Genomic DNA, 18,164 nt, shown 5'->3' on the forward strand with positions numbered 1-18,164 from the left:
TTTTTCACTCGCTGGCGCCTGAGCCCTGGGTAGGGTTCAGGCGCCTTTGCGCGAGCTCGGTCATTTCCTGCTTAAGATCAGGGTGGGCGTTCAGCATGCGCCGAAAATCGGCAGCATCGAGCGTCAGCAGCAGGCAGTCGGAGACCGCCGTCACCGTGGCGTTGCGCACCGTGTCGTTCAAGAGCGCGAGTTCGCCGAAATACTGCCCGCGGCGCAGGCGCAGCGGCACAGGTTGAATGTCGACCTCGACTTCGCCTTCCAAGATGAAATACATCGAGTCGGCCGTCTCACCGCGGCGCACCACCACGTATTGAGCCGGTACGACTTGTCTTTTTAACAAGCCGGCGATTTCGGCAATCCGGCCGGCGTCCAGGTGAGCGAACAGCGGCAGCTTGGCGACCATCTGCCAAGTAACGACGAAATCGCGCTTGCGAATTTCCGCGGCAAACCCGGTGGCGAGAATACCTGCCGGCACGGCGAACATGGCGATGCCAAACAGCATGACGAAGCCGCCGAAGACTCTGCCAGCGGCAGTGACCGGAATTATGTCGCCATATCCGACCGTCGCCATAGTCACCATGCACCACCACATGGCGTGCGGGATGCTCGAAAAGCTCGTCGGTTGCGCGTCGTGCTCCAGTGCATACATCGCGGCCGAGTTGATCAGCAACAGCACCAGCATCACCATCAACGCCGCAAGCAACGGACGCCTTTCGGCACGCAGCACGGCGGCAAACAAGCCGATCGCGGGCACGTAGCGCGCCAACTTGAGCACGCGCAACAGGCGCAGGACGCGCAGCCAATCGGCGTCCATAGGCAGAACCAGACCGAGCAGAAACGGCACGATCGCGACGAGATCGATAACGCCGTAAACCGAGCAAAGATAGGCCCAGCGGGCTTTGCTAGGCTGGAGCAGTCCGTCCGGCATCAACTCCGGGGCCACCCAGAGACGCAGCAGCAGTTCCAAGACGAACAGAACCCCCGCCAGGTATTCGACGGCTTGCAGCTGTGTCCCATGTGTCCGCCCGGAAACCGTGGTTTCGCAAACGATGGCGGTGATGCTGATCAGGATGAACGCGACTAGCGCGAGCTTCGTCAATCGATGAGCGGTTGAGAAGGACTCTCCCTCTTCCAGCAGGGAGGCGGCGATGATGCGCGGCAATGGCATAAAACTGGGCCATTCTAACGGCGCCGCGATTCACTTGTCGAGCCCGGTCATGCTGAGACCGTGGCTTTTTGGCAAGAGGAGGCGAAAATGGCACGGAATTGCGAGTATCTTCCCGAGTTATCATCGCGTTTCTGCCAGCGCTCGCAATTGCACTAAGCTTTCCGTTGCCGCTGCCGATCTAAGGGATAGTAGCGCGAGGGGACGGATGTTGAGAGGGGTGGTCTCGTGCCCAAGGAGGCTGATCATGGGTCCCTACGAATTTGCCATGTTTGCTGAGTCCACCGCACCGATGCAAAAAAGCCAAGAGGCATTGCCGATGACCGTCGGCGAAATCATGACTCGCGAGGTGGTCACGGTGTCGCCCCATCAAAGTCTCGCGGATGCCATGGCGCTCATGTCCATCCACCGCTTTCATCATTTGTTGGTCACCAACGCCGATGGCAAGCTGCTCGGCGTGCTTTCCGATCGCGACTTGCTCGGTGCGCTGCCCGGTAAGCCCGATTGGGAAACTTATGAAGTCAGCCAACTGATGACCAAGAATCCAGTCACGGCCAACCCTGAAGATCCGCTGGCGACCGCCGCAGCAAAAATGCTCAGCCTGCGCATTCACAGCCTGCCCGTCGCCACCGCCGACGGCGCGGTGCTCGGCATCATCACGTCCACCGACATGATGCGTCACTATCAACGCCTGGTGGAGACGATGCAGAGCAAGCTCAAACAAGTGGGCTTCATCGAGTTCTCTTTGTAATCCAGAAAAGACCGAAGAGCTCGATTCCTCACCCTGGCGACTTCCGGTTTATTGACCGGCGGGCCCGAGCCACGAACCCGAGTCACGATTCATATTCCCGCTTTATTCGGTTTGTGTTAGCGTGACCTATGGACGCACGCCGCGCTAATCGTTTGATCCACGAAACCAGTCCCTATCTTTTGCAGCATGCCCATAACCCGGTGGATTGGTACCCCTGGGGCGAAGCAGCTTTTCAAAAAGCCGTCAGCGAGAACAAACCGATCCTGCTGAGTATCGGCTACTCTGCCTGTCACTGGTGCCATGTGATGGAGCGCGAGTCGTTCGAGAACGAAAAAATCGCCGTGCTGATGAACGAGCTGTTCGTCAACATCAAGGTCGATCGCGAGGAGCGGCCCGATCTCGATGAAATCTACATGAGCGCGGTGCAGATGCTCACCGGCCGCGGCGGCTGGCCGATGACGATGTTTTTGACGCCGGATCGCAAGCCGTTTTATGGCGGCACTTACTTTCCGCCCGAAGACCGCGGCAGCATGTCGGGATTCCCGCGGGTGCTGATGGGCGTGGCGCAAGCCTATCGCGACAAACCGCAGGACGTCGCCAAGAGCGTCGAGCAGATTCTTGATAATTTACAGCGGATGTCGCAGTCGCCCGGCGGCGACCGACCGTTTTCGCCGGACATTATCTCCGACAGCGTCAGCGCCATCGCCCGCGCCTACGATTCTGAGCACGGCGGCTTGGGCCAAGCGCCGAAATTCCCCAATCCCGGGGCGTACGAGTTGTTTCTGCGTGACTATCATCACACGAAGAATCAGCGTTCGCTCGAGATGGCGACCTACACGCTCACCAAGATGGCCCAGGGCGGCATCTACGACCACCTCGGCGGCGGCTTTCATCGCTATTCGACCGACGCCAAGTGGCTGGTGCCGCATTTCGAAAAAATGCTCTACGACAATGCCCAGCTCGTGCGCTGCTACGCGCAAGCCTATCAAGCGACCAGCGATCCACTGTTCAAGAAAGTCGTCGAAGCAAGCGTCGAATATTTGCTGCGCGAAATGCTCCACAGCGAAGGCGGTTTCTATTCGACCCAGGACGCCGACAGCGAAGGCGTCGAAGGCAAGTTCTTCGTCTGGACACCGGCCGAGGTTAACGCGCTGGTCGGCGAGGACGACGGCGAAGTTTTCAACCGCATGTACGACGTCACCGAAGAAGGTAACTTCGAAGAGCAAAACATTCTGCACCCGATCTTGACCGTCGAGCAGGCGAGCAAATTCTTCCGCAAAAGCCAAAGTGAAATTGACGAGCTGGTGGCGCGTGTAAAGCAAAAGCTTTTCGCTGAGCGCGAAAGGAGAATCAAACCCTTTCGCGACGAAAAAATCATCACGGCCTGGAACGGCTTGATGCTGTCAGGCCTCGCCGAGGCAATCAAAATCGCGCCGAGGCAGGAGTATATCGACGCCGCCAATCGCACCGTCGAGTTCTTTTTCAGCAAACTATTCCGCGACGGATTTCTACTGCACACCTACAAAGACAACCAGGCAAAGCTGCTCGGCTATCTCGACGACTACGCGTTTTTCGCCATGGGTCTAGCCGATCTCTACGAAGCCACACTCGAACGTAATCGACTTGAACGCGCCGTCCAGCTTGCCGACATCATGCTGGACGAGTTCTGGGACGATGCCGACGCGGGATTTTTCTACACCGGTGAATCCCATGAACAATTGATCAGCCGCGCCAAGCCGGTCTTCGATGCCTCGATGCCATCGGGCAATGCCACGGCGACTCATCTATTACTCCGCCTCCATTATCTCACCGGCAACGAGACTTACCTGCAGCGCGCCGAGCAGGTTTTACGCGCGTACTCCGAAGCCATGGAAAGTCAGCCGTTCGGCTTTGCGCACCTACTGTGCGCGCTCGATTTTCATCTGCAGAAGCCGCAGGAGATCGTGATTGTCGGTGCCAATGATGCGGCCGATACGCGCGCCTTGCTCGATGCCGTCCATTGGTTCTATCTGCCCAACAGCACATTGCAGCTCGCCGCACCCGGCGATGCTTTAGAAAAAACCTCGCCATTACTGGCCGGCAAAACCCAGCTCAACGGCAAAGCGACCGCTTATGTCTGCCGGAATTTCACTTGCTCTGCCCCGGTCACGGATGCTGCAGAGCTAAAAAAACTGCTGCTCGGCTAAAGCTCGTTTGCAATCCGAACTGGACGCGGGTTACAAGAGACCGCGCATTTTCGCGCGAGGGGTGTCCTATGATCCACGCGGCTCTCCAGCTGGGCTTTTCACTGTTTTGGCTGTTCTTTCTGTCTTTGCATGTGCAGGTCCACGCGGCCTCGGCGCCGCATAAAGCCGTCTACACCTTTGGTGGTTTGAATGAGCGCAGCGGCATCCTCTGGGTGGCGCGCGACGCGGGAATCTTTCAAAAACACGGCATCGAACCGACTATTGTTAACGTGCGCAACGCGCAGGTCGGCATTTCGGCGTTGGCCGGCGGCGAGACGCACTTTCATGTTGGCTCGGCGACCGGAACTTCCATCGGCGCCATGGCGGGTGGGCTCGATCTCGCTTACATCGCTGGCTTGATCAACAAGCTCGACGGCGCGTTCATCGTCAATCCGAACATCAAGACGCCAGCCGATCTCAAAGGTAAGAAACTCGGTGTGCAAAGCATCGGCGGCGGCGTCTGGATGTTCTCCATGCTTGCCCTCGAACATTGGGGCTTAAACCCCGAGCGCGACAACATCCAATTCCGCATCATCGGCGACCAATCGGTGCTAGCCCAGGCGATTACCCAGAACACCATCGACGGGGGCTACCTCGGTTACTCCTTCGGCGCGCAGATGGAACGGCAGGGTTACCGCATGCTCGGCGACTTAATGAAAATGGGCATCCCTTACCAGGGCCTCGGCATGATCGCCAAGCGCAGTTTAATCGACCGGACACCGGAAGTCCCCGAGCGCACACTGCGGGCGATGGTGGAAACAATCACCTACATCAACAATCCGGCCAACAAAGCCGCCGTGGTCAAAACACTCTTCAAAGAATTGCGCTTGACCAAAGTGGAAGACGCGCAAGCGGGTTATGAAGTCATGCGCACGCTTTACGACAAAAGAATTTATCCCAACGTCGAGGGGTTGCGTAATGTAGTTCGCCTACTCGGCAGAACCAGCGAACCGATCCGCAAGACCAAAGTCGAAGAAATCATTGACGACCGGTTGGTGCGGAAGTTGGAGAAGGAAGGGCTGTTCTAAGAAATTCTCTAGCGTCTAGAGCCCGGAGTCTCGCGCCGCCGCGCGGATTCTTGACGCTCCAAGCCCGATGGTGGTAGACCAGCGTTGTAGAGTTGGTCAAAGCATCGCCTTAGCCGAAGGAGGCAATATGGCAGGAAATGACGCTGGGTTTGAAGTAATTATCTCGTCGGATTCCCATGTGATGGAACCGTCGGAAATCATTGTCGAGCGAGCCCCCAATTCGTTGAAAGACAAAGTGCCGCGTTTTCCCAAATTGGAAGTCGGCAGCAGCTTTCAAACTCATCCAGGCGGCTCGGACCCGACGCAGCGGATCAAAGAGATGGAGACCGACGGCCTTTCCGCTGAAGTGCTCTATCCAACCTATCTTCTGCCGCAGTATGCGATGGACGATGCCAAGCTGCAGGAAGTCACCTTTCAGGCTTACAACGATTGGCTGATCGATTACTGCAACAGCTCCCCGAAGCGGCTGCTCGGCATCGCCGCAATCGCGGTCTATGACATCGACGTAGCGGTGAAGGAATTGGAGCGTTGCGCCAAAGCCGGCATGCGCGGCTCGCTCATCTGGCAGGCACCCCATCCCGACCTGCCGCTCCATTCGGACCACTACAATAAGTTCTGGGCGGCATCGCAGGACTTGAACCTTCCCGTGCATCTGCACATCCTGACCGGCCACGGCTACCACAAGCAGACCGTGTTCGGGAACAAACGGACCGGCATCGAAGCCTATCGCGGCAGCGTCAATTTGAAGCTCAAGGAAATCATTGACGATTTCTTCGAACTGATTTTTTACGGCGTGCTCGAGCGCTATCCCAAACTGAAATTCGTCAGCGTCGAAAACGAAATCGGCTGGATGCCGTTCATGATGCAGCAGTGGGATTATTACTATAACCGCTTCAAAAAAGTGAACCCGCCGCCGTTTACCAAGAATCCCAGCGAATATTTCAACACCCAGATCTACGGGACGTTTTTCCGCGACACCGTGGCCGGTCATAACTTCCAATGGTGGGGTCAGGACAACTGCATGTGGTCCAACGACTATCCGCACGGCAACTCGACCTGGCCGGAGTCGAAGAAATATATCGACCGCGATCTCGGCCATCTGCCGGCGGACATCCGCCGCAAGCTGGTCTATACCAATGTGCAGAAGCTCTATAACATCGATATTCCGCATCCGGTGCTGCATTAGTCGCTAGCATCGGCAGGTAAGCCAGTGGCGCGCTTTCGGACGAAAACAAGTCTGCTAGCGCGCCATTTTTTTGTTAGGAGCAACCCGAAGATCTCGCGCTAAGGCGCAAAGGGCGCAAAGTTCGGAAGACGGAGGCTCTATGCCGCCACGCTACGGCTCCGATTTGGTCGTCGAATTGTTGAAGCTCCTGAACATCGAAGCGGTCGCGCTTAATCCCGGCTCGAGCTTTCGCGGCATCCACGATTCTCTGGTCAACTACGAGAGCGGCACCAAGCCCAATCCCGAGATGATTCTCTGCTGCCACGAAGAGATCGCCGTCGCCGTGGCCCATGGCTACTTCAAAGCTACCGGCAAGATCATGCCGGCCATCGTCCACAACGTCGTCGGCCTGCAGCATGCCTCGATGGCGATCTACAACGCCTGGTGCGACCGCACGCCGGTGATGGTCATGGGCGGCACCGGGCCGATAAATTCGAGCAAGCGGCGGCCGTGGATCGACTGGATCCACACGGCGCAGGTGCAGGGCAATCTGGTGCGCGATTTTGTCAAATGGGACGACCAGCCGGTGGGCGTCGAAGCTATCCCGTCGTCGATTCTGCGTGGCTACCGGCTCGCTCTCAGCGACCCGCAGGGGCCGGTCTATCTCTGCTTCGATGTCAGCGACCAGGAGGCGGCCATTGAAAAAGAGATTTCGCTGCCCGATGTCAGCCGCTTCCGCCCACCAGCGCCCCTGCAAGCCGAGGCGGAGTCGATCAAAGAGGCGGCACGGCTGCTTGCAAACGCAGAGAACCCAGTGATTTTGGCCGACTATGTCGGGCGCAACAATGATGCGGTTTGGAGTTTGGTGCAGCTCGCTGATTTGCTGTCGATTCCGGTCGTCGATCTCGGCGCCCGGCTCAATTTTCCCAATACCCATGCGTTAAATCTCACTGGCAAGAACGCCGATCTGGTTGCCAACGCCGATGTGATTCTCGCTCTCGATCTGACCGACCTCTACGGCGCGCCGGTCAAACAAGATGCGGCCACTCATGCCGCCGTGCCAGCAACCAAGCCAGGCTGCAAGATTATCAATGTTACGCTCAACGATCTCGCTACCCGCAGTTGGACCAGCGACTTTCAAGAGCTTGCGCCGGTCGACCTGCCGATCATCGCCAACACCAAAGTGTTTTTACCGGCCCTGATCGAAGAGATTCAAAAGCAAGGCAAATTTTCCAAGAACGCGGTCGGAGACCGGCGCAAGGCGCTGGCCGCGCAGCACGACGAAGTGCACGCGCGCTGGGAAAATATCCTCAAGCGGCGCTGGGACGAAAAGCCGATTGCGCCGCCGCGCTTGGCCTATGAAGTTTGGCAAGCGTTAAAGAATGAAGATTGGCTCTTGGTCGCCGGCGCGTTCCGCGGTTGGCCGAGCCGCTTGTGGACTTGGGACAAACCAGGATTGTTCTTGGGCGGCTACGGTGGCGGTGGCTTGGGCTATGGGCCGGCAGCGTCGGTCGGCGCGGCGCTGCCCTACCGTGGAACTAACAAGATTTGCGTCAACCTGCAGCGCGACGGCGAAATGCTCTATACCTCGAGCGCGTTGTGGACCGCGGCAAATACCGGCGTGCCGTTGCTGACGGTAATGACCAACGATCGCGTCTATTACAATGATGTCGAGCACCAGGAAAAAGTCGCGATCCACCGCGGCCGGCCCGTTGAAAACAAACTGATCGGCATGGAAATGGCCAAGCCTGCCGTCGATTTCGCGAACTTGGCGCGCTCGTTTAGCATCCATGGGGAAGGACCCATCACCGAGCCGGAGCAAATCCGCCCGGCGGTGGAGCGGGCGATCAAAGTGATCAAAGAAGAAAAGCGGCCGGCGTTAGTCGATGTTTACATGAATATGATCTAGAGATCTTGTTCCAATGGTTCCAGGGGTTTTTTCGAGGTGATCTATGATGCGTCGTAAGCTCAGGGTTGCTGCTACGTTGGTGATTTCGATTCTCGCGTTTGCCGGAGCGGCTCTCGCACAAAGTAAACCGGTGAAGAAGATTCGTGTCGGCGTGCCCTCCGTCGGCATGGGCAATATCATCATTTTCATCACCAAAGAGGGAAAGTTGTTCGAGAAGCACGGCCTCGAAGCCGAAGTCATTACGGTCATGGGTTCTGGTATCGGCTCCAAAGCGCTGATCAGCGGCAACATCGATATCATTCCGATCGCCACGCCGACTGTTATCGCCGCCAACTTGGCTGGCGCCGACATGCAAATCTTGGCGCACACCATGCCCGCCGTGGTGCACGCGCTCATGGTCCGGCCCGACATCAAACGGCCGGAAGATTTGAAGGGCAAAAAGATCGGCGTTTCGAGTCTGGGGTCGCTAACCGATTTCCTGGTGCGGTCGATCGCCAAAAAGAAAGGACTGAATCCCGAACGCGATATCACGCTGCTGACCACTGGTGGCAGCGATACCGAGCGGGTGATGGCGCTCAAAGCTGGTTCGGTGGAAGCCTCGGCGCTGTCCCATCCCGGTTACGGCCTGGCGCGCAAGATGGGCTTCCATATGCTGTGGGATTCGGCCAAAGAGTTGGACTACCCGTGGATGGAAATCACCACGCGACGCACCGCGATCAAAAACGACCGCGACTTGATCATGCGTTACATGAGGGCGCATCTGGAAGGCATCGCACTGTTCAAATCCAACCGCGAGTTCAGCATTCGAGTGATCAAAAAAATGCTCAAGACGCCCGATGACGAGCTGGTCAATGAATCCTACGATATCTTCTCCAAGATGTTTCTGCCCACGCCCTATCCCAACCATCCCGGCATGAAAGCGAGCTTCGAATACGTCGCCGAGACCCGCCCCGACGTGTGGAAGCACAAGCCGGAGGAGTTCACCGATCCGAGCTTTGTGGCGGAGTTGGACAAGAGCGGGTTTATCAAGGCGCTGTACGCAAAATAAGCCTGACCGACGATTTTAGTACATTTTGTTCTCGAACACCCAACGATCCAGATTGTCGAAATAAGCCCGGCGTAAGACCAAGCTCATCGCCACGGCGCGGGTCGCTTTGTCTTGCAGCTCCGGCGTGGTGGCGTACTTGACGAGAATCTCGAACGGGTAGTTGCCGTGCTCTTCTTCGTCCTCGTGGATTCTTCGGTAAGGCGCCGTGACCCAGTCGGGGACTGTTCCTGCCTTCAAACTCTTAGCGATCAGATAGTCGGCCACGCCTTCGCCCGCCATTGGAAAGGCGGCGATGCGCTCCACGGTCGTGGTTAATCCTTCGAAAGCATTGAACATTGCCATCTGCGCCGGCAGTGCCTGGTACTCGTACGGCGTCGCACCTTTGCTGCGCAGCGCTTCTTCAAGAAAGACGGCATGCTCGTACTCTTCGTGAGTCGCTTCGGCCAAAGTTTTCTTCACGTCCAACTCCGGCGTGGTTTTTAGCCAGCCGCCGAAGATTTCACCGGCGCGGATTTCGTTGAACAGCCGGCTCTGCATGACCTTGATTCTCGCTTCATCGTTGGTCAACGGGATGAAGCTGTAGGTCGGCAGCTTGGCGTCGAGTGATTTGCAAAAATCGGCGACTTGTTTTTCCAGCGACTGGGCAAATTCGCGGCTGTCCATAAGCGTTCCTCCGTGGTGATTTCGCTATCAAAGAAGCCGGCACCGGGTCAAGCATGGCCGCGGCTCGTGATCAATATCACGCCGGCGACCATCAGAACGGCGCCGCTGATGATGCGCGCGTTGACGGTTTCCAGGTTGCGCAGAAAAATCGCACTGAGCAGCACAGTGAAAAGCGGCGTTGTGTTGAGCAGTGGGATGATTGCCGACATCTGTCCCTGTCCCAAGGCGACAAAGTTGGCGATTTGAGCGAGGGTCGCGAGCACCGCGGCGCAAAAGAAAAAGAAGAAACTATGCCGATCCATTCGGAGTTGCGCCGATCGGCCGGTCGTCAGAACGAAACCAATCATGAGCGCCAGAGAAACCGTGGTAACGATCGCTACAGCGACGAACGGGTCGGGAATGATTGCCAAAGCCTGCTTGCGCAGGGTCTGAGAAATAGCGGAGATCAATGCTGCGAGAATCGGCAACGATGCGTCGATCAGGCGCCATTTCTTGGCGCCTTCTTGCTTACCGGTGATCAACCAGACGCTGGCGACAATTAAGATAGTTCCAAAGAACACGACGATGCCCGGCTGTTCGCCGAGGAACATGACCGCAGCGGCGGCGCCAAAGAGCGGTTCGGTTCCCCGCAGCGGGCCGGCGCGGGCAACCCCGATACGGTTGATGCCTTCGTAAAACAGCGCCCTGGCGAAGATCGGCTGCAAGCAGCCGCTGATGATGTAGTAGATCATCGCCGGCGAGCGCAAAAATTCCAGCGACGTAGTTGCGATCAGATAGCTCCACACGCACGTGATCGAAACCACGTAACTCATCAACATCGCGGCGAAGATATTCGAACGGCGCAGGCCGAAGCGGACGAAGATCGAGTCTCCGGCCCAACCCATGGCGGAGAATATGGCGATGATCTCGGCAGACAAGGACGTTGAAGTGCTTTCGTTGTGTGTAAAATATCAGCTAATCCGAGCGAAGGCGGTTTTGCAAACGGGGTCGGACGGGCCTACTAAGGGATTCTGGAATGCCCGTGTCCGATGTAGGGGGGCGCCTTTTATTGCGATTGCCTGGGACTAACAGAAAAAAGATTGACAATTGACAGAAGAGAAAGGAGGCAGGCCCGTGCCTCGTGGGGTCGGGCAGGGGCCTGTGGCGGAGTCGGTCCGCCTGAGGAAAGCCGGGTTTAGTTGAAGTCGCGCATGCGCAAAAACGTGTCTTGAAGCTTCTTTAGCTCAGTCGTGAACCAAAGATGCCGCCGGCGGTGACGGCTCAGATGCGGCTGCAAAAGCCCTGGCGGATACATCTTGGCGCCACATTGGTCGCAAAGCGCGGCGCGGAACTTTTTGTTGTCAATGACGATCGCGTTCTTACCTTGGTTCAATGCCGGTTCCATGGTCCACCTCCAGACGATTCTGGTAGGGACCATCAGCAAGCGTAGTGCCAAGGCTGACAGCGAAGTGAAACCGCTGCTCAGGAGGGGATTTTACTTAATCTAGTCCCGACTGCAGCGCTGTGCGTCAACTCCGTTGTGACAACACAGTAGCCGATGACGTTTTGTGGCAATGCCCTGGACGAGACGGAAGCTATTGTTTAATGCCAAAAAACTCCGCCGCCGGGCCGCCTCGCGGGCGTCGTAGGCCATTTCCAGCCGGTCGGTTTACCCCCAACAAGGGACCGCTGTCGACGCCGTGCACCGAGATCGGCGCGCCGAGCCTTTCGGCGGCTTCGTAGAACGGCCAGAGAAATTCGCTATCCAGATCTTTGCCGTTGACGTTCTGGTACACGATGATCGAGTCGAGGCCCAACTCCTTGACCGCAAACTCCGCCTCTTGAATGGCTAGTTTGATATTCGACGGACTGCGCTGCGCCATTGAACGGCGTCACAGCGAAGATCGCGATATCTAGGAGAAAGAGAACTTTGCCGAGCTTCATGTGCTTATGCGAGCGACTGCTTCACCGCGGCGACGATTCGTTCTTTCCCGGGCAGAAAGCCCTCCTCTAAAGTTGGCCCCGCGGGCACCGGCGCGAAGGGCGCCGCAACGCGCAGAATCGGGCTGTCGAGGTGATAAAACGCTTGTTGCTGAATTCTCGCCGCGATCTCTGCGCCGATACCGCCCTGCTCCACCGCTTCGTGGGCAATGACCAAGCGGCTGGTTTTTTTTACAGAGTTGGCGATCGTTTCCACATCGAGCGGTGACAGGCTACGCGGATCGATGACTTCGACCCTGATGCCATCTTTGTTCAGCTCTTCCGCGGCGGCCAGCGCTGGGCCGACCATGTTGGCGATCGCGACGATCGACGCCTGTTCACCCTCGCGCAAAACCGCGGCTTTGCCAATTGGCACGATGCCATCACTGTCACTCACTTGGCCCTTCGACCAGTACAAACCGCGATGCTCGATAAACACCACCGGATTGTCGTCGCGAATGGCAGATTTCAAAAGACCTTTCGCATCGGCTGCGTTCGACGGCATGACGACTTTCAACCCAGGCACGTGACATAACCACGACTCCAAGCTTTGCGAGTGATGCGCCCCCATGGCGCCGCTGATGCCGCACTGCACACGCACAGTCAGGGGAATTTTTAACTGCCCGCCAGACATATAGTGCAGCTTGGCGGCGTGATTGATCAGCTGGTCCATCGCCAAGGTAATGAAGTCGATGAACATGACTTCCACCACCGGCCGCAATCCCGCCGTGGCGGCGCCGATGGCGATGCCCATCACCGTCGCTTCGCTGATCGGCGTGTTGACGGTGCGATTAGCGCCGAATGCTTCGGCCAAACCTTTGGTGACACCGAAGGGCCCACCGAGGGCGACATCCTCACCGAAAAGGTAAACCGAGGAATCGCGGCGCATCTCTTCTTCAAGACCGGTGCGGATTGCATCTAGGAAAGTAAGTTCGGGCATGGTTCTTTCGAATTCTATTTTTCCTATACGAAGGCGAGATCCTTCGCTGCGCTCAGGATGACGGCTACGCTGTCACCTGGCTGTCGACCTCACTGTCGGCGGGCCACGGCGACGCGAGTGAGAACTGCGCCGCTTTCTCGATGATCGCGCGGGCTTCGCTTTCGATTTCTGCGAGCACGCTCTCCGTCACGAGTTTCTTTTGTTTCAAATTCGCAGCGACCCGCGCGATCGGGTCTTTCTTCTTCCACTCGGCTAACTGCGATAGTTCTCGGTACTTCGCCGGATCGCCCTCGTAGTGGCCGCGCATGCGGTGGGTTAAGCATTCGATAAACACCGGCCCCTTGCCGGCGCGGCATTTTTCCACCGCTTTGATCATTTCCCCACGCACGGCGAAGAGATCGTTGCCGTCCACCGTCTTTTCAGGAATTCCATAGGTCTTGGCGTGCTGCGCCAAGCGTTCGATTTTGGTGTGCGCCGACAGCGGCGTGAATTCGGCGTAGCCGTTATTTTCACAGATGAAAATAACCGGCAGTTGCCACAAGCTGGCGATATTCAGCGACTCGTGAAACGGCCCGGCTTGTCCGGCACCATCGCCGAAAAACACCACGGCGAGTTGGCCCTTCTTGTTCTCTTTCGCCGTGAAGGCGGCGCCAAGCGCCAGTGGAATCGTGCCGCCGACCACACCGGTGGCGGTCATGAAGCCGCACTCTTTCGCGACGATGTGCATGGAACCGCCCTTGCCGCCACAGTAGCCGCCGGAGCGGCCGGCGATCTCCGCCAAGAGCCTATTGACGTCGGCACCCTTGGCGATGGCGTGACCGTGCGAGCGATGAGTGCCGTAGACGTAGTCGGCCTGGCGCAACAAAGCCAGCGCGCCGACCGCAACGGCTTCCTGGCCGATGCCGAGATGCAACAAACCTTGGATTTGCCGCTCGGCATAGAGCGCCGAAACTTTTTCTTCAAACGCGCGGATGAGCCACATCCGGCGCAAAAGATCGACGATCTCTTTGGGGTTTTCTTTTCTATTTGCCATGAGCACCAATTAACCGGAAATCAAATGGGCCAGAACGCTAGACTCAAGACGCTAGACTCCAAACGTATTCATGCCACCGCGGCGCGAACGGCCGCGCCGATGCGCTTCTCATTGGGCCCAATATGTTCTTCCAGCGGCGGGCTGTAGGGCACCGGAACATCCAGCGTCGACACACGCCGAATCGGCGCTTTTAACTTGTCGAAGCCGCTCTCGGCGATGCGTGCGGCGATCTCGGCGGCGACGCCGCAGCTCTGATGGGTTTCGTCGGCGATGACGACGCGATGGGTTTTGTCGATGGACGCTAGGATGGTTGCCAGATCGAACGGCACCAGCGTGCGTGGGTCGACGACTTCGATGTCAATTTTCTCTTTAGCGAGATCCGCAGCAACCTTGAGGCAAACCTGAACCGTGTACGACGTCGCAATCAACGTGACGTCACTGCCCTTGCGCTTGATATCGGCAACGCCAAACGGAATCGGCTTGTCGTTCTCCGGAACTTCACCGCGAACATCGAGCAAGCGCGTGTGATCGACGAAGATCGTCGGGTTGTCGCTCGCCGCTGCGGTTTTCAGTAAGCCTTTGACGTCACGTGGTGACGATGGAATGACGATTTCCAAGCCAGGCACGTTCCACAACATCGACTGTGGACTGCCCGAGTGCTGCGCCGCGCCGCCGCCGCGCAGGCCGTGAAATAAATGAAACACCACCGGCACTTTCGTCTGACCGCCGGACATGGAATAAGCATTGGCCGCTTCGTTGGCGACTTGCGGCCAGGCTTCGTAGATAAAGCTGCCGGTGCTCAAGTCGACGATCGGTCGCAGACCCGCCATCGCTGCGCCGATGGCGAGGCCGCAAAAGCCCAGCTCTGAAATTGGCGGAGCGACCATGCGCTCGGCAAATTTCTTTTGCAGATTTTGGTAGACGTGGCGGTGCGGGCTTAGGCTGAGAAACGTCCCGTTGATCAAATGCACGCGCTCGTCGGCGCTCATGATTTCGTCGAGCGCCTCGAATTTGGCTTCGTAGTAAGCGAGTTCTCTCATGGTTGGTTCTCGGAGTCCTTCGACAGGTCTCAGACGAACGGATCAAGCGCCGAAAAAACTGAAGATCCGTTCGTGCTGCGGAGCATGTTTTTCATTTAGGCGAAGTAGCCGGTCTCGGCTTCTTCAGGTTTCGGATAGGGGCTCGCGACCGCGAATTCCGCCGCCGCAGCGATTTCCGCTTTTACCTGCCGTTCGATGGCGCTGATTTCTTCTTTCGTCGCTTGCTTGCCATCGACCAGTTCACGGACATAGATCAACACCGGATCGCAGCTGCGATACCATTCGCGGGCCTTTTCCGGCACGCCGCTGACGTCCCAAGCCAACGATGTATCCGTCGGCTTCGGCACCGTCGGCCAGTTGGTCTCGCTGCCGGGATAGCGCACGGTCTGGGTTTCGACAAATTGCGGCCCCTCGCCGCGGCGGATTTTTTCCACTGCTTCTGAAATCGTCGCGTGCACCAGCCCGGCGTCCATGCCGTCGATCTGCTGCGCGGGAACTTTGTATGCCTTCGGCAACTCCGTCAGCGGGTAGGCAGCCATCGTCGTTGATTGTGCCGCACCCGTGGCGCGGCCGGCGCCGTATTTACCGTTGTTCTCGCAGAGAAACAGCACCGGCAGTTTGAGCAACGAAGCGTGATTAAACGCTTCCGGCGCGGCGCCTTCTTCCAACGAACCGTCGCCGAATAGGCAGACCGTCAGGCGGCCGTTTTTTAATGCCTTGGACGCGTAGGCCGTGCCCGTCGAGAGCGGAATGATGCCTGCGACCACACCGGAGCTGTGCAGAAACCCCAGCGATGGCGCGACGGAATGAAACGAGCCGCCCTTGCCTTTGTTCAAACCGTCGACGCGGCCGAGGATTTCGGCGAATAATCGTTTCGGGTCCACGCCGCGCGCCAGCAAGTGGCCGTGATTTCGGTGCGTCGTAAAAAGATAATCGTCGGCGCGCAGGCAAGAAAGCGCCGCGACACCTGTGGCCTCCTGGCCGCAATACAAATGATAATGGCCGCCGAACACGCCCTTGTCGTACAGCCCGACCAAGGTCTCTTCAAAATGGCGGATGACGAACATGCGGCGACACAAGTCCAACAATTTTTCCCGTGGCAGTTTGGGCAGCATGAGTTGTGACTTAGTCCAAAAACATGGAGCTTGTCAACGCGACCCTCGATTGACATTGGTTTCGCGCCGCGCCTTAATATCGGCAAAGACGAGCATGATTTTAGGAGGAATAAACATGAATCGCCGTTTGGTATTTTTCTTCCTGGTGCTGGTTTCGCTTACGCTGACCGTGCCGTTGGCGGCGCAAAGCCAAAAACTCAGAAAAGTGCAAGTCGGCGTGCCCGCGGTTAGCATGGGCAATATCGTTATCTACTTCAGCAAGGACGCAAAAATTTTTGAGAAATACGGCCTCGATGTCGAGCCGATCGTTGTTGCAGGCTCAGGTATCGCGTCAAAGGCATTGATCTCAGGCAGCGTGCAGATCTCGCCGATTGCCACACCGACTGTCATCAACTCGGTGCTATCGGGCTCGGACATGGTGATCTTGGCGCATACGATGCCGGGCGTGATTCAATACTTGATGGCGCGGCCGGACATCAAACGCACGGAAGACATCAAAGGCAAATCCATCGGTGTCACGCCCTACGGCGGACTCAGCGATTTTCTAGTTCGACACCTGGCCCGCCAAAAAGGGCTAGTGCCGGACAAGGACTTTGCTTTGCTGCAGCTCGGCAGCGATACTGACCGCTTCATCGCCCTACAACAGGGGCGGATTCCGTTGTCGACTTTGTCTCATCCGAATTACATCTACGCACAACGCCAGGGCTTTCATATCCTCTGGGATTTTTTCAAAGAAGTGGACTATCCCTGGAGCGAGATCGCCACGACGCGCGCACAGATCAAGCAAGACCGCGATTTAGTCATGCGCTACATGCGCGGCCATATCGAGGGCATCGCTCGCTTCAGACAGGAGCCGGAGTTGGCCAAACGGGTCATAAAGAAAATGCTGCGCCTAAACGACGACGTCATGGCGCAGGAGTCGTGGGAACTTTTCGCCAAGCATCGCCTGGCGGCCCCCTATCCCAATCTGAAAGGCATGAAAACCAGCTTCGACTACGTCGCCGCCACGCGCCCGGAAGTGTACAAGCACAAACCAGAAGACTTTGTCGATTCGAGTTTCGTCGAGGAGCTGGACAAGAGCGGGTTTATTAAAAAGCTGTACGAGAAGTAATTATCTACATCACCAACACCGCAGCGCCTTGGATCTTCCCGGTACGCAAGCGGTGCAAAGCCTCGTTTGCCTCTTCCAACGCAAACGTTTGCACTTCTGTGTGAACGGGCACTTTCGGTGCTAACTCCATAAATTCCTCGCCATCAAGACGCGTGAGATTTGCCACCGAGCAGAGTGAGCGTTCCTCCCATAGGATGGAATATGGGAACGATGGAATGTCGCTCATATGAATGCCGCCGCAGACGACCATGCCGCCTTTGCGCACCGCGCGCAGCGCCTGCGGGACCAATTCACCTGCCGGCGCGAAGATGATCGCCGCGTCGAGTTTCTCCGGCGGCAGTTCATCTGATCCACCTGCCCAAACCGCGCCGAGATCTCTCGCAAACTGTTTTGCCGCTTCATCGCCCGGGCGCGCGAACGCGTAGATTTCTCGCGCCTGATACCGTGCCACCTGTGCGACGATGTGGGCAGCGGCACCGAAACCATAGATGCCCAGCCGCTTGCCTTCACCCGCTTTCACTAAGCTTCGATAACCGATCAAGCCGGCACACAAGAGCGGTGCGGCTTCGGCATCGCTGTAGGATTTGGGAATCGGCAAACAAAAACGTTCGTCGGCAACCGTATATTCCGCATAGCCACCGTCGAGCGTGTAGCCGGTGAACTTTGCTGCGTCGCATAGATTCTCTTGGCCGGTTTGACAGTAGAGACAACTGCCGCACGTCCAGCCTAACCACGGCACGCCAACGCGATCGCCGTTGCGGTAACGCGCCGTGCCCGTGCCGGTGGCAACTACCATGCCGATAATTTCGTGACCGGGAATGAGCGGTAATTTGGGCTGCGTTAACTCGCCGTCAACGACGTGCAAGTCGGTGCGGCAGACCGCGCAAGCTTTGACTTGGATCAAAATCTGCCCGCGCGCCGGCTTGGGGATATCGATTTCCGATTCGACCAGCACTTGCCCGGGAGCGCCGAACATCATCGCGCGCATGGCTGGCATACTTGCGAACAAAGT

The 18,164-nt window shown here is 57.4% G+C and carries 17 protein-coding genes; 7 read left to right on the forward strand and 10 right to left on the reverse strand.

The window, feature by feature from the left end:
• Positions 1–4 precede the first annotated feature (4 nt).
• Positions 5–1,168, reverse strand: coding sequence for a cyclic nucleotide-binding domain-containing protein (locus tag FJ145_01590; GenBank protein MBM4260111.1), 1,164 nt, complete (start codon positions 1,166–1,168; stop codon positions 5–7).
• Between FJ145_01590 and FJ145_01595 the strand changes: the two genes are divergently transcribed.
• The 6 genes from FJ145_01595 (at position 1,149) to FJ145_01620 (ending at position 9,291) form a co-directional block, all read left to right on the forward strand.
• On the forward strand, positions 1,149–1,916 hold the full coding sequence (locus FJ145_01595) for a CBS domain-containing protein (GenBank protein MBM4260112.1): 768 nt from the start codon (positions 1,149–1,151) through the stop codon (positions 1,914–1,916). The two genes, FJ145_01590 and FJ145_01595, sit on opposite strands and share 20 nt — an antisense overlap.
• 128 nt (positions 1,917–2,044) lie before the next feature.
• Entirely contained in the window at positions 2,045–4,102 is a 2,058-nt protein-coding gene (locus FJ145_01600; GenBank protein ID MBM4260113.1) for a thioredoxin domain-containing protein, read from the forward strand.
• A 68-nt stretch (positions 4,103–4,170) separates the two neighbouring features.
• A complete protein-coding gene (locus tag FJ145_01605) occupies positions 4,171–5,169 on the forward strand; it encodes an ABC transporter substrate-binding protein (protein MBM4260114.1) in 999 nt (332 codons plus the stop codon).
• A 67-nt stretch (positions 5,170–5,236) separates the two neighbouring features.
• Complete coding sequence (locus FJ145_01610; protein ID MBM4260115.1) at positions 5,237–6,355, forward strand: amidohydrolase; 1,119 nt, start codon at positions 5,237–5,239, stop codon at positions 6,353–6,355.
• A gap of 139 nt (positions 6,356–6,494) precedes the next feature.
• Entirely contained in the window at positions 6,495–8,243 is a 1,749-nt protein-coding gene (locus FJ145_01615; GenBank protein MBM4260116.1) for a thiamine pyrophosphate-binding protein, read from the forward strand.
• Positions 8,244–8,286: 43 nt separating this feature from the next.
• On the forward strand, positions 8,287–9,291 hold the full coding sequence (locus FJ145_01620; protein MBM4260117.1) for an ABC transporter substrate-binding protein: 1,005 nt from the start codon (positions 8,287–8,289) through the stop codon (positions 9,289–9,291).
• 15 nt (positions 9,292–9,306) lie between these two features.
• Here the strand turns inward: FJ145_01620 and FJ145_01625 are convergent, their stop codons facing one another.
• The 8 genes from FJ145_01625 to FJ145_01660 all read right to left on the reverse strand — a co-directional run bounded on the left by FJ145_01625 (position 9,307) and on the right by FJ145_01660 (position 16,041).
• Positions 9,307–9,954: a hypothetical protein gene (locus tag FJ145_01625; GenBank protein MBM4260118.1), complete on the reverse strand. Its 648-nt coding sequence runs from the start codon at positions 9,952–9,954 to the stop codon at positions 9,307–9,309.
• A gap of 47 nt (positions 9,955–10,001) precedes the next feature.
• A complete protein-coding gene (locus FJ145_01630; GenBank protein MBM4260119.1) occupies positions 10,002–10,871 on the reverse strand; it encodes a DMT family transporter in 870 nt (289 codons plus the stop codon).
• Between the two features lie 257 nt (positions 10,872–11,128).
• Positions 11,129–11,338 carry a hypothetical protein gene (locus FJ145_01635; GenBank protein MBM4260120.1) on the reverse strand — a complete coding sequence of 70 codons (210 nt, stop codon included), beginning with the start codon at positions 11,336–11,338 and terminating at the stop codon, positions 11,129–11,131.
• Between the two features lie 190 nt (positions 11,339–11,528).
• A complete protein-coding gene (locus FJ145_01640; GenBank protein MBM4260121.1) occupies positions 11,529–11,816 on the reverse strand; it encodes a hypothetical protein in 288 nt (95 codons plus the stop codon).
• Positions 11,817–11,881: 65 nt separating this feature from the next.
• A complete protein-coding gene (locus FJ145_01645) occupies positions 11,882–12,853 on the reverse strand; it encodes an alpha-ketoacid dehydrogenase subunit beta (GenBank protein MBM4260122.1) in 972 nt (323 codons plus the stop codon).
• Positions 12,854–12,917: 64 nt separating this feature from the next.
• Positions 12,918–13,886, reverse strand: coding sequence for a thiamine pyrophosphate-dependent dehydrogenase E1 component subunit alpha (locus FJ145_01650; GenBank protein ID MBM4260123.1), 969 nt, complete (start codon positions 13,884–13,886; stop codon positions 12,918–12,920).
• Positions 13,887–13,954: 68 nt separating this feature from the next.
• Positions 13,955–14,926: an alpha-ketoacid dehydrogenase subunit beta gene (locus FJ145_01655; protein ID MBM4260124.1), complete on the reverse strand. Its 972-nt coding sequence runs from the start codon at positions 14,924–14,926 to the stop codon at positions 13,955–13,957.
• 95 nt (positions 14,927–15,021) lie between these two features.
• A complete protein-coding gene (locus FJ145_01660) occupies positions 15,022–16,041 on the reverse strand; it encodes a thiamine pyrophosphate-dependent dehydrogenase E1 component subunit alpha (protein ID MBM4260125.1) in 1,020 nt (339 codons plus the stop codon).
• Between FJ145_01660 and FJ145_01665 the strand changes: the two genes are divergently transcribed.
• Positions 15,983–17,152 (forward strand): ABC transporter substrate-binding protein, encoded by a 1,170-nt coding sequence (locus tag FJ145_01665; GenBank protein MBM4260126.1) that lies wholly within the window; start codon positions 15,983–15,985, stop codon positions 17,150–17,152. The genes FJ145_01660 and FJ145_01665 overlap by 59 nt on opposite strands.
• Before the next feature lie 4 nt (positions 17,153–17,156).
• On the opposite strand, the gene FJ145_01670 is transcribed toward FJ145_01665, so the two are convergent.
• Entirely contained in the window at positions 17,157–18,140 is a 984-nt protein-coding gene (locus FJ145_01670) for a zinc-dependent alcohol dehydrogenase family protein (GenBank protein MBM4260127.1), read from the reverse strand.
• Positions 18,141–18,164 lie beyond the last annotated feature (24 nt).

This window comes from Deltaproteobacteria bacterium (genome assembly GCA_016874755.1).
Lineage (GTDB): Bacteria > Desulfobacterota > Binatia > UBA9968 > UBA9968 > DP-20.

Coding starts and splice junctions, on each gene's coding strand:
- FJ145_01595 (MBM4260112.1), top strand. CDS start 1,149: ATGATGCGCGGCAATGGCATAAAACTGGGCCATTCTAACGGCGCCGCG.
- FJ145_01590 (MBM4260111.1), bottom strand. CDS start 1,168: ATGCCATTGCCGCGCATCATCGCCGCCTCCCTGCTGGAAGAGGGAGAG.
- FJ145_01600 (MBM4260113.1), top strand. CDS start 2,045: ATGGACGCACGCCGCGCTAATCGTTTGATCCACGAAACCAGTCCCTAT.
- FJ145_01605 (MBM4260114.1), top strand. CDS start 4,171: ATGATCCACGCGGCTCTCCAGCTGGGCTTTTCACTGTTTTGGCTGTTC.
- FJ145_01610 (MBM4260115.1), top strand. CDS start 5,237: ATGGTGGTAGACCAGCGTTGTAGAGTTGGTCAAAGCATCGCCTTAGCC.
- FJ145_01615 (MBM4260116.1), top strand. CDS start 6,495: ATGCCGCCACGCTACGGCTCCGATTTGGTCGTCGAATTGTTGAAGCTC.
- FJ145_01620 (MBM4260117.1), top strand. CDS start 8,287: ATGATGCGTCGTAAGCTCAGGGTTGCTGCTACGTTGGTGATTTCGATT.
- FJ145_01625 (MBM4260118.1), bottom strand. CDS start 9,954: ATGGACAGCCGCGAATTTGCCCAGTCGCTGGAAAAACAAGTCGCCGAT.
- FJ145_01635 (MBM4260120.1), bottom strand. CDS start 11,338: ATGGAACCGGCATTGAACCAAGGTAAGAACGCGATCGTCATTGACAAC.
- FJ145_01640 (MBM4260121.1), bottom strand. CDS start 11,816: ATGGCGCAGCGCAGTCCGTCGAATATCAAACTAGCCATTCAAGAGGCG.
- FJ145_01645 (MBM4260122.1), bottom strand. CDS start 12,853: ATGCCCGAACTTACTTTCCTAGATGCAATCCGCACCGGTCTTGAAGAA.
- FJ145_01650 (MBM4260123.1), bottom strand. CDS start 13,886: ATGGCAAATAGAAAAGAAAACCCCAAAGAGATCGTCGATCTTTTGCGC.
- FJ145_01655 (MBM4260124.1), bottom strand. CDS start 14,926: ATGAGAGAACTCGCTTACTACGAAGCCAAATTCGAGGCGCTCGACGAA.
- FJ145_01665 (MBM4260126.1), top strand. CDS start 15,983: ATGACGAACATGCGGCGACACAAGTCCAACAATTTTTCCCGTGGCAGT.
- FJ145_01660 (MBM4260125.1), bottom strand. CDS start 16,041: ATGCTGCCCAAACTGCCACGGGAAAAATTGTTGGACTTGTGTCGCCGC.
- FJ145_01670 (MBM4260127.1), bottom strand. CDS start 18,140: ATGCGCGCGATGATGTTCGGCGCTCCCGGGCAAGTGCTGGTCGAATCG.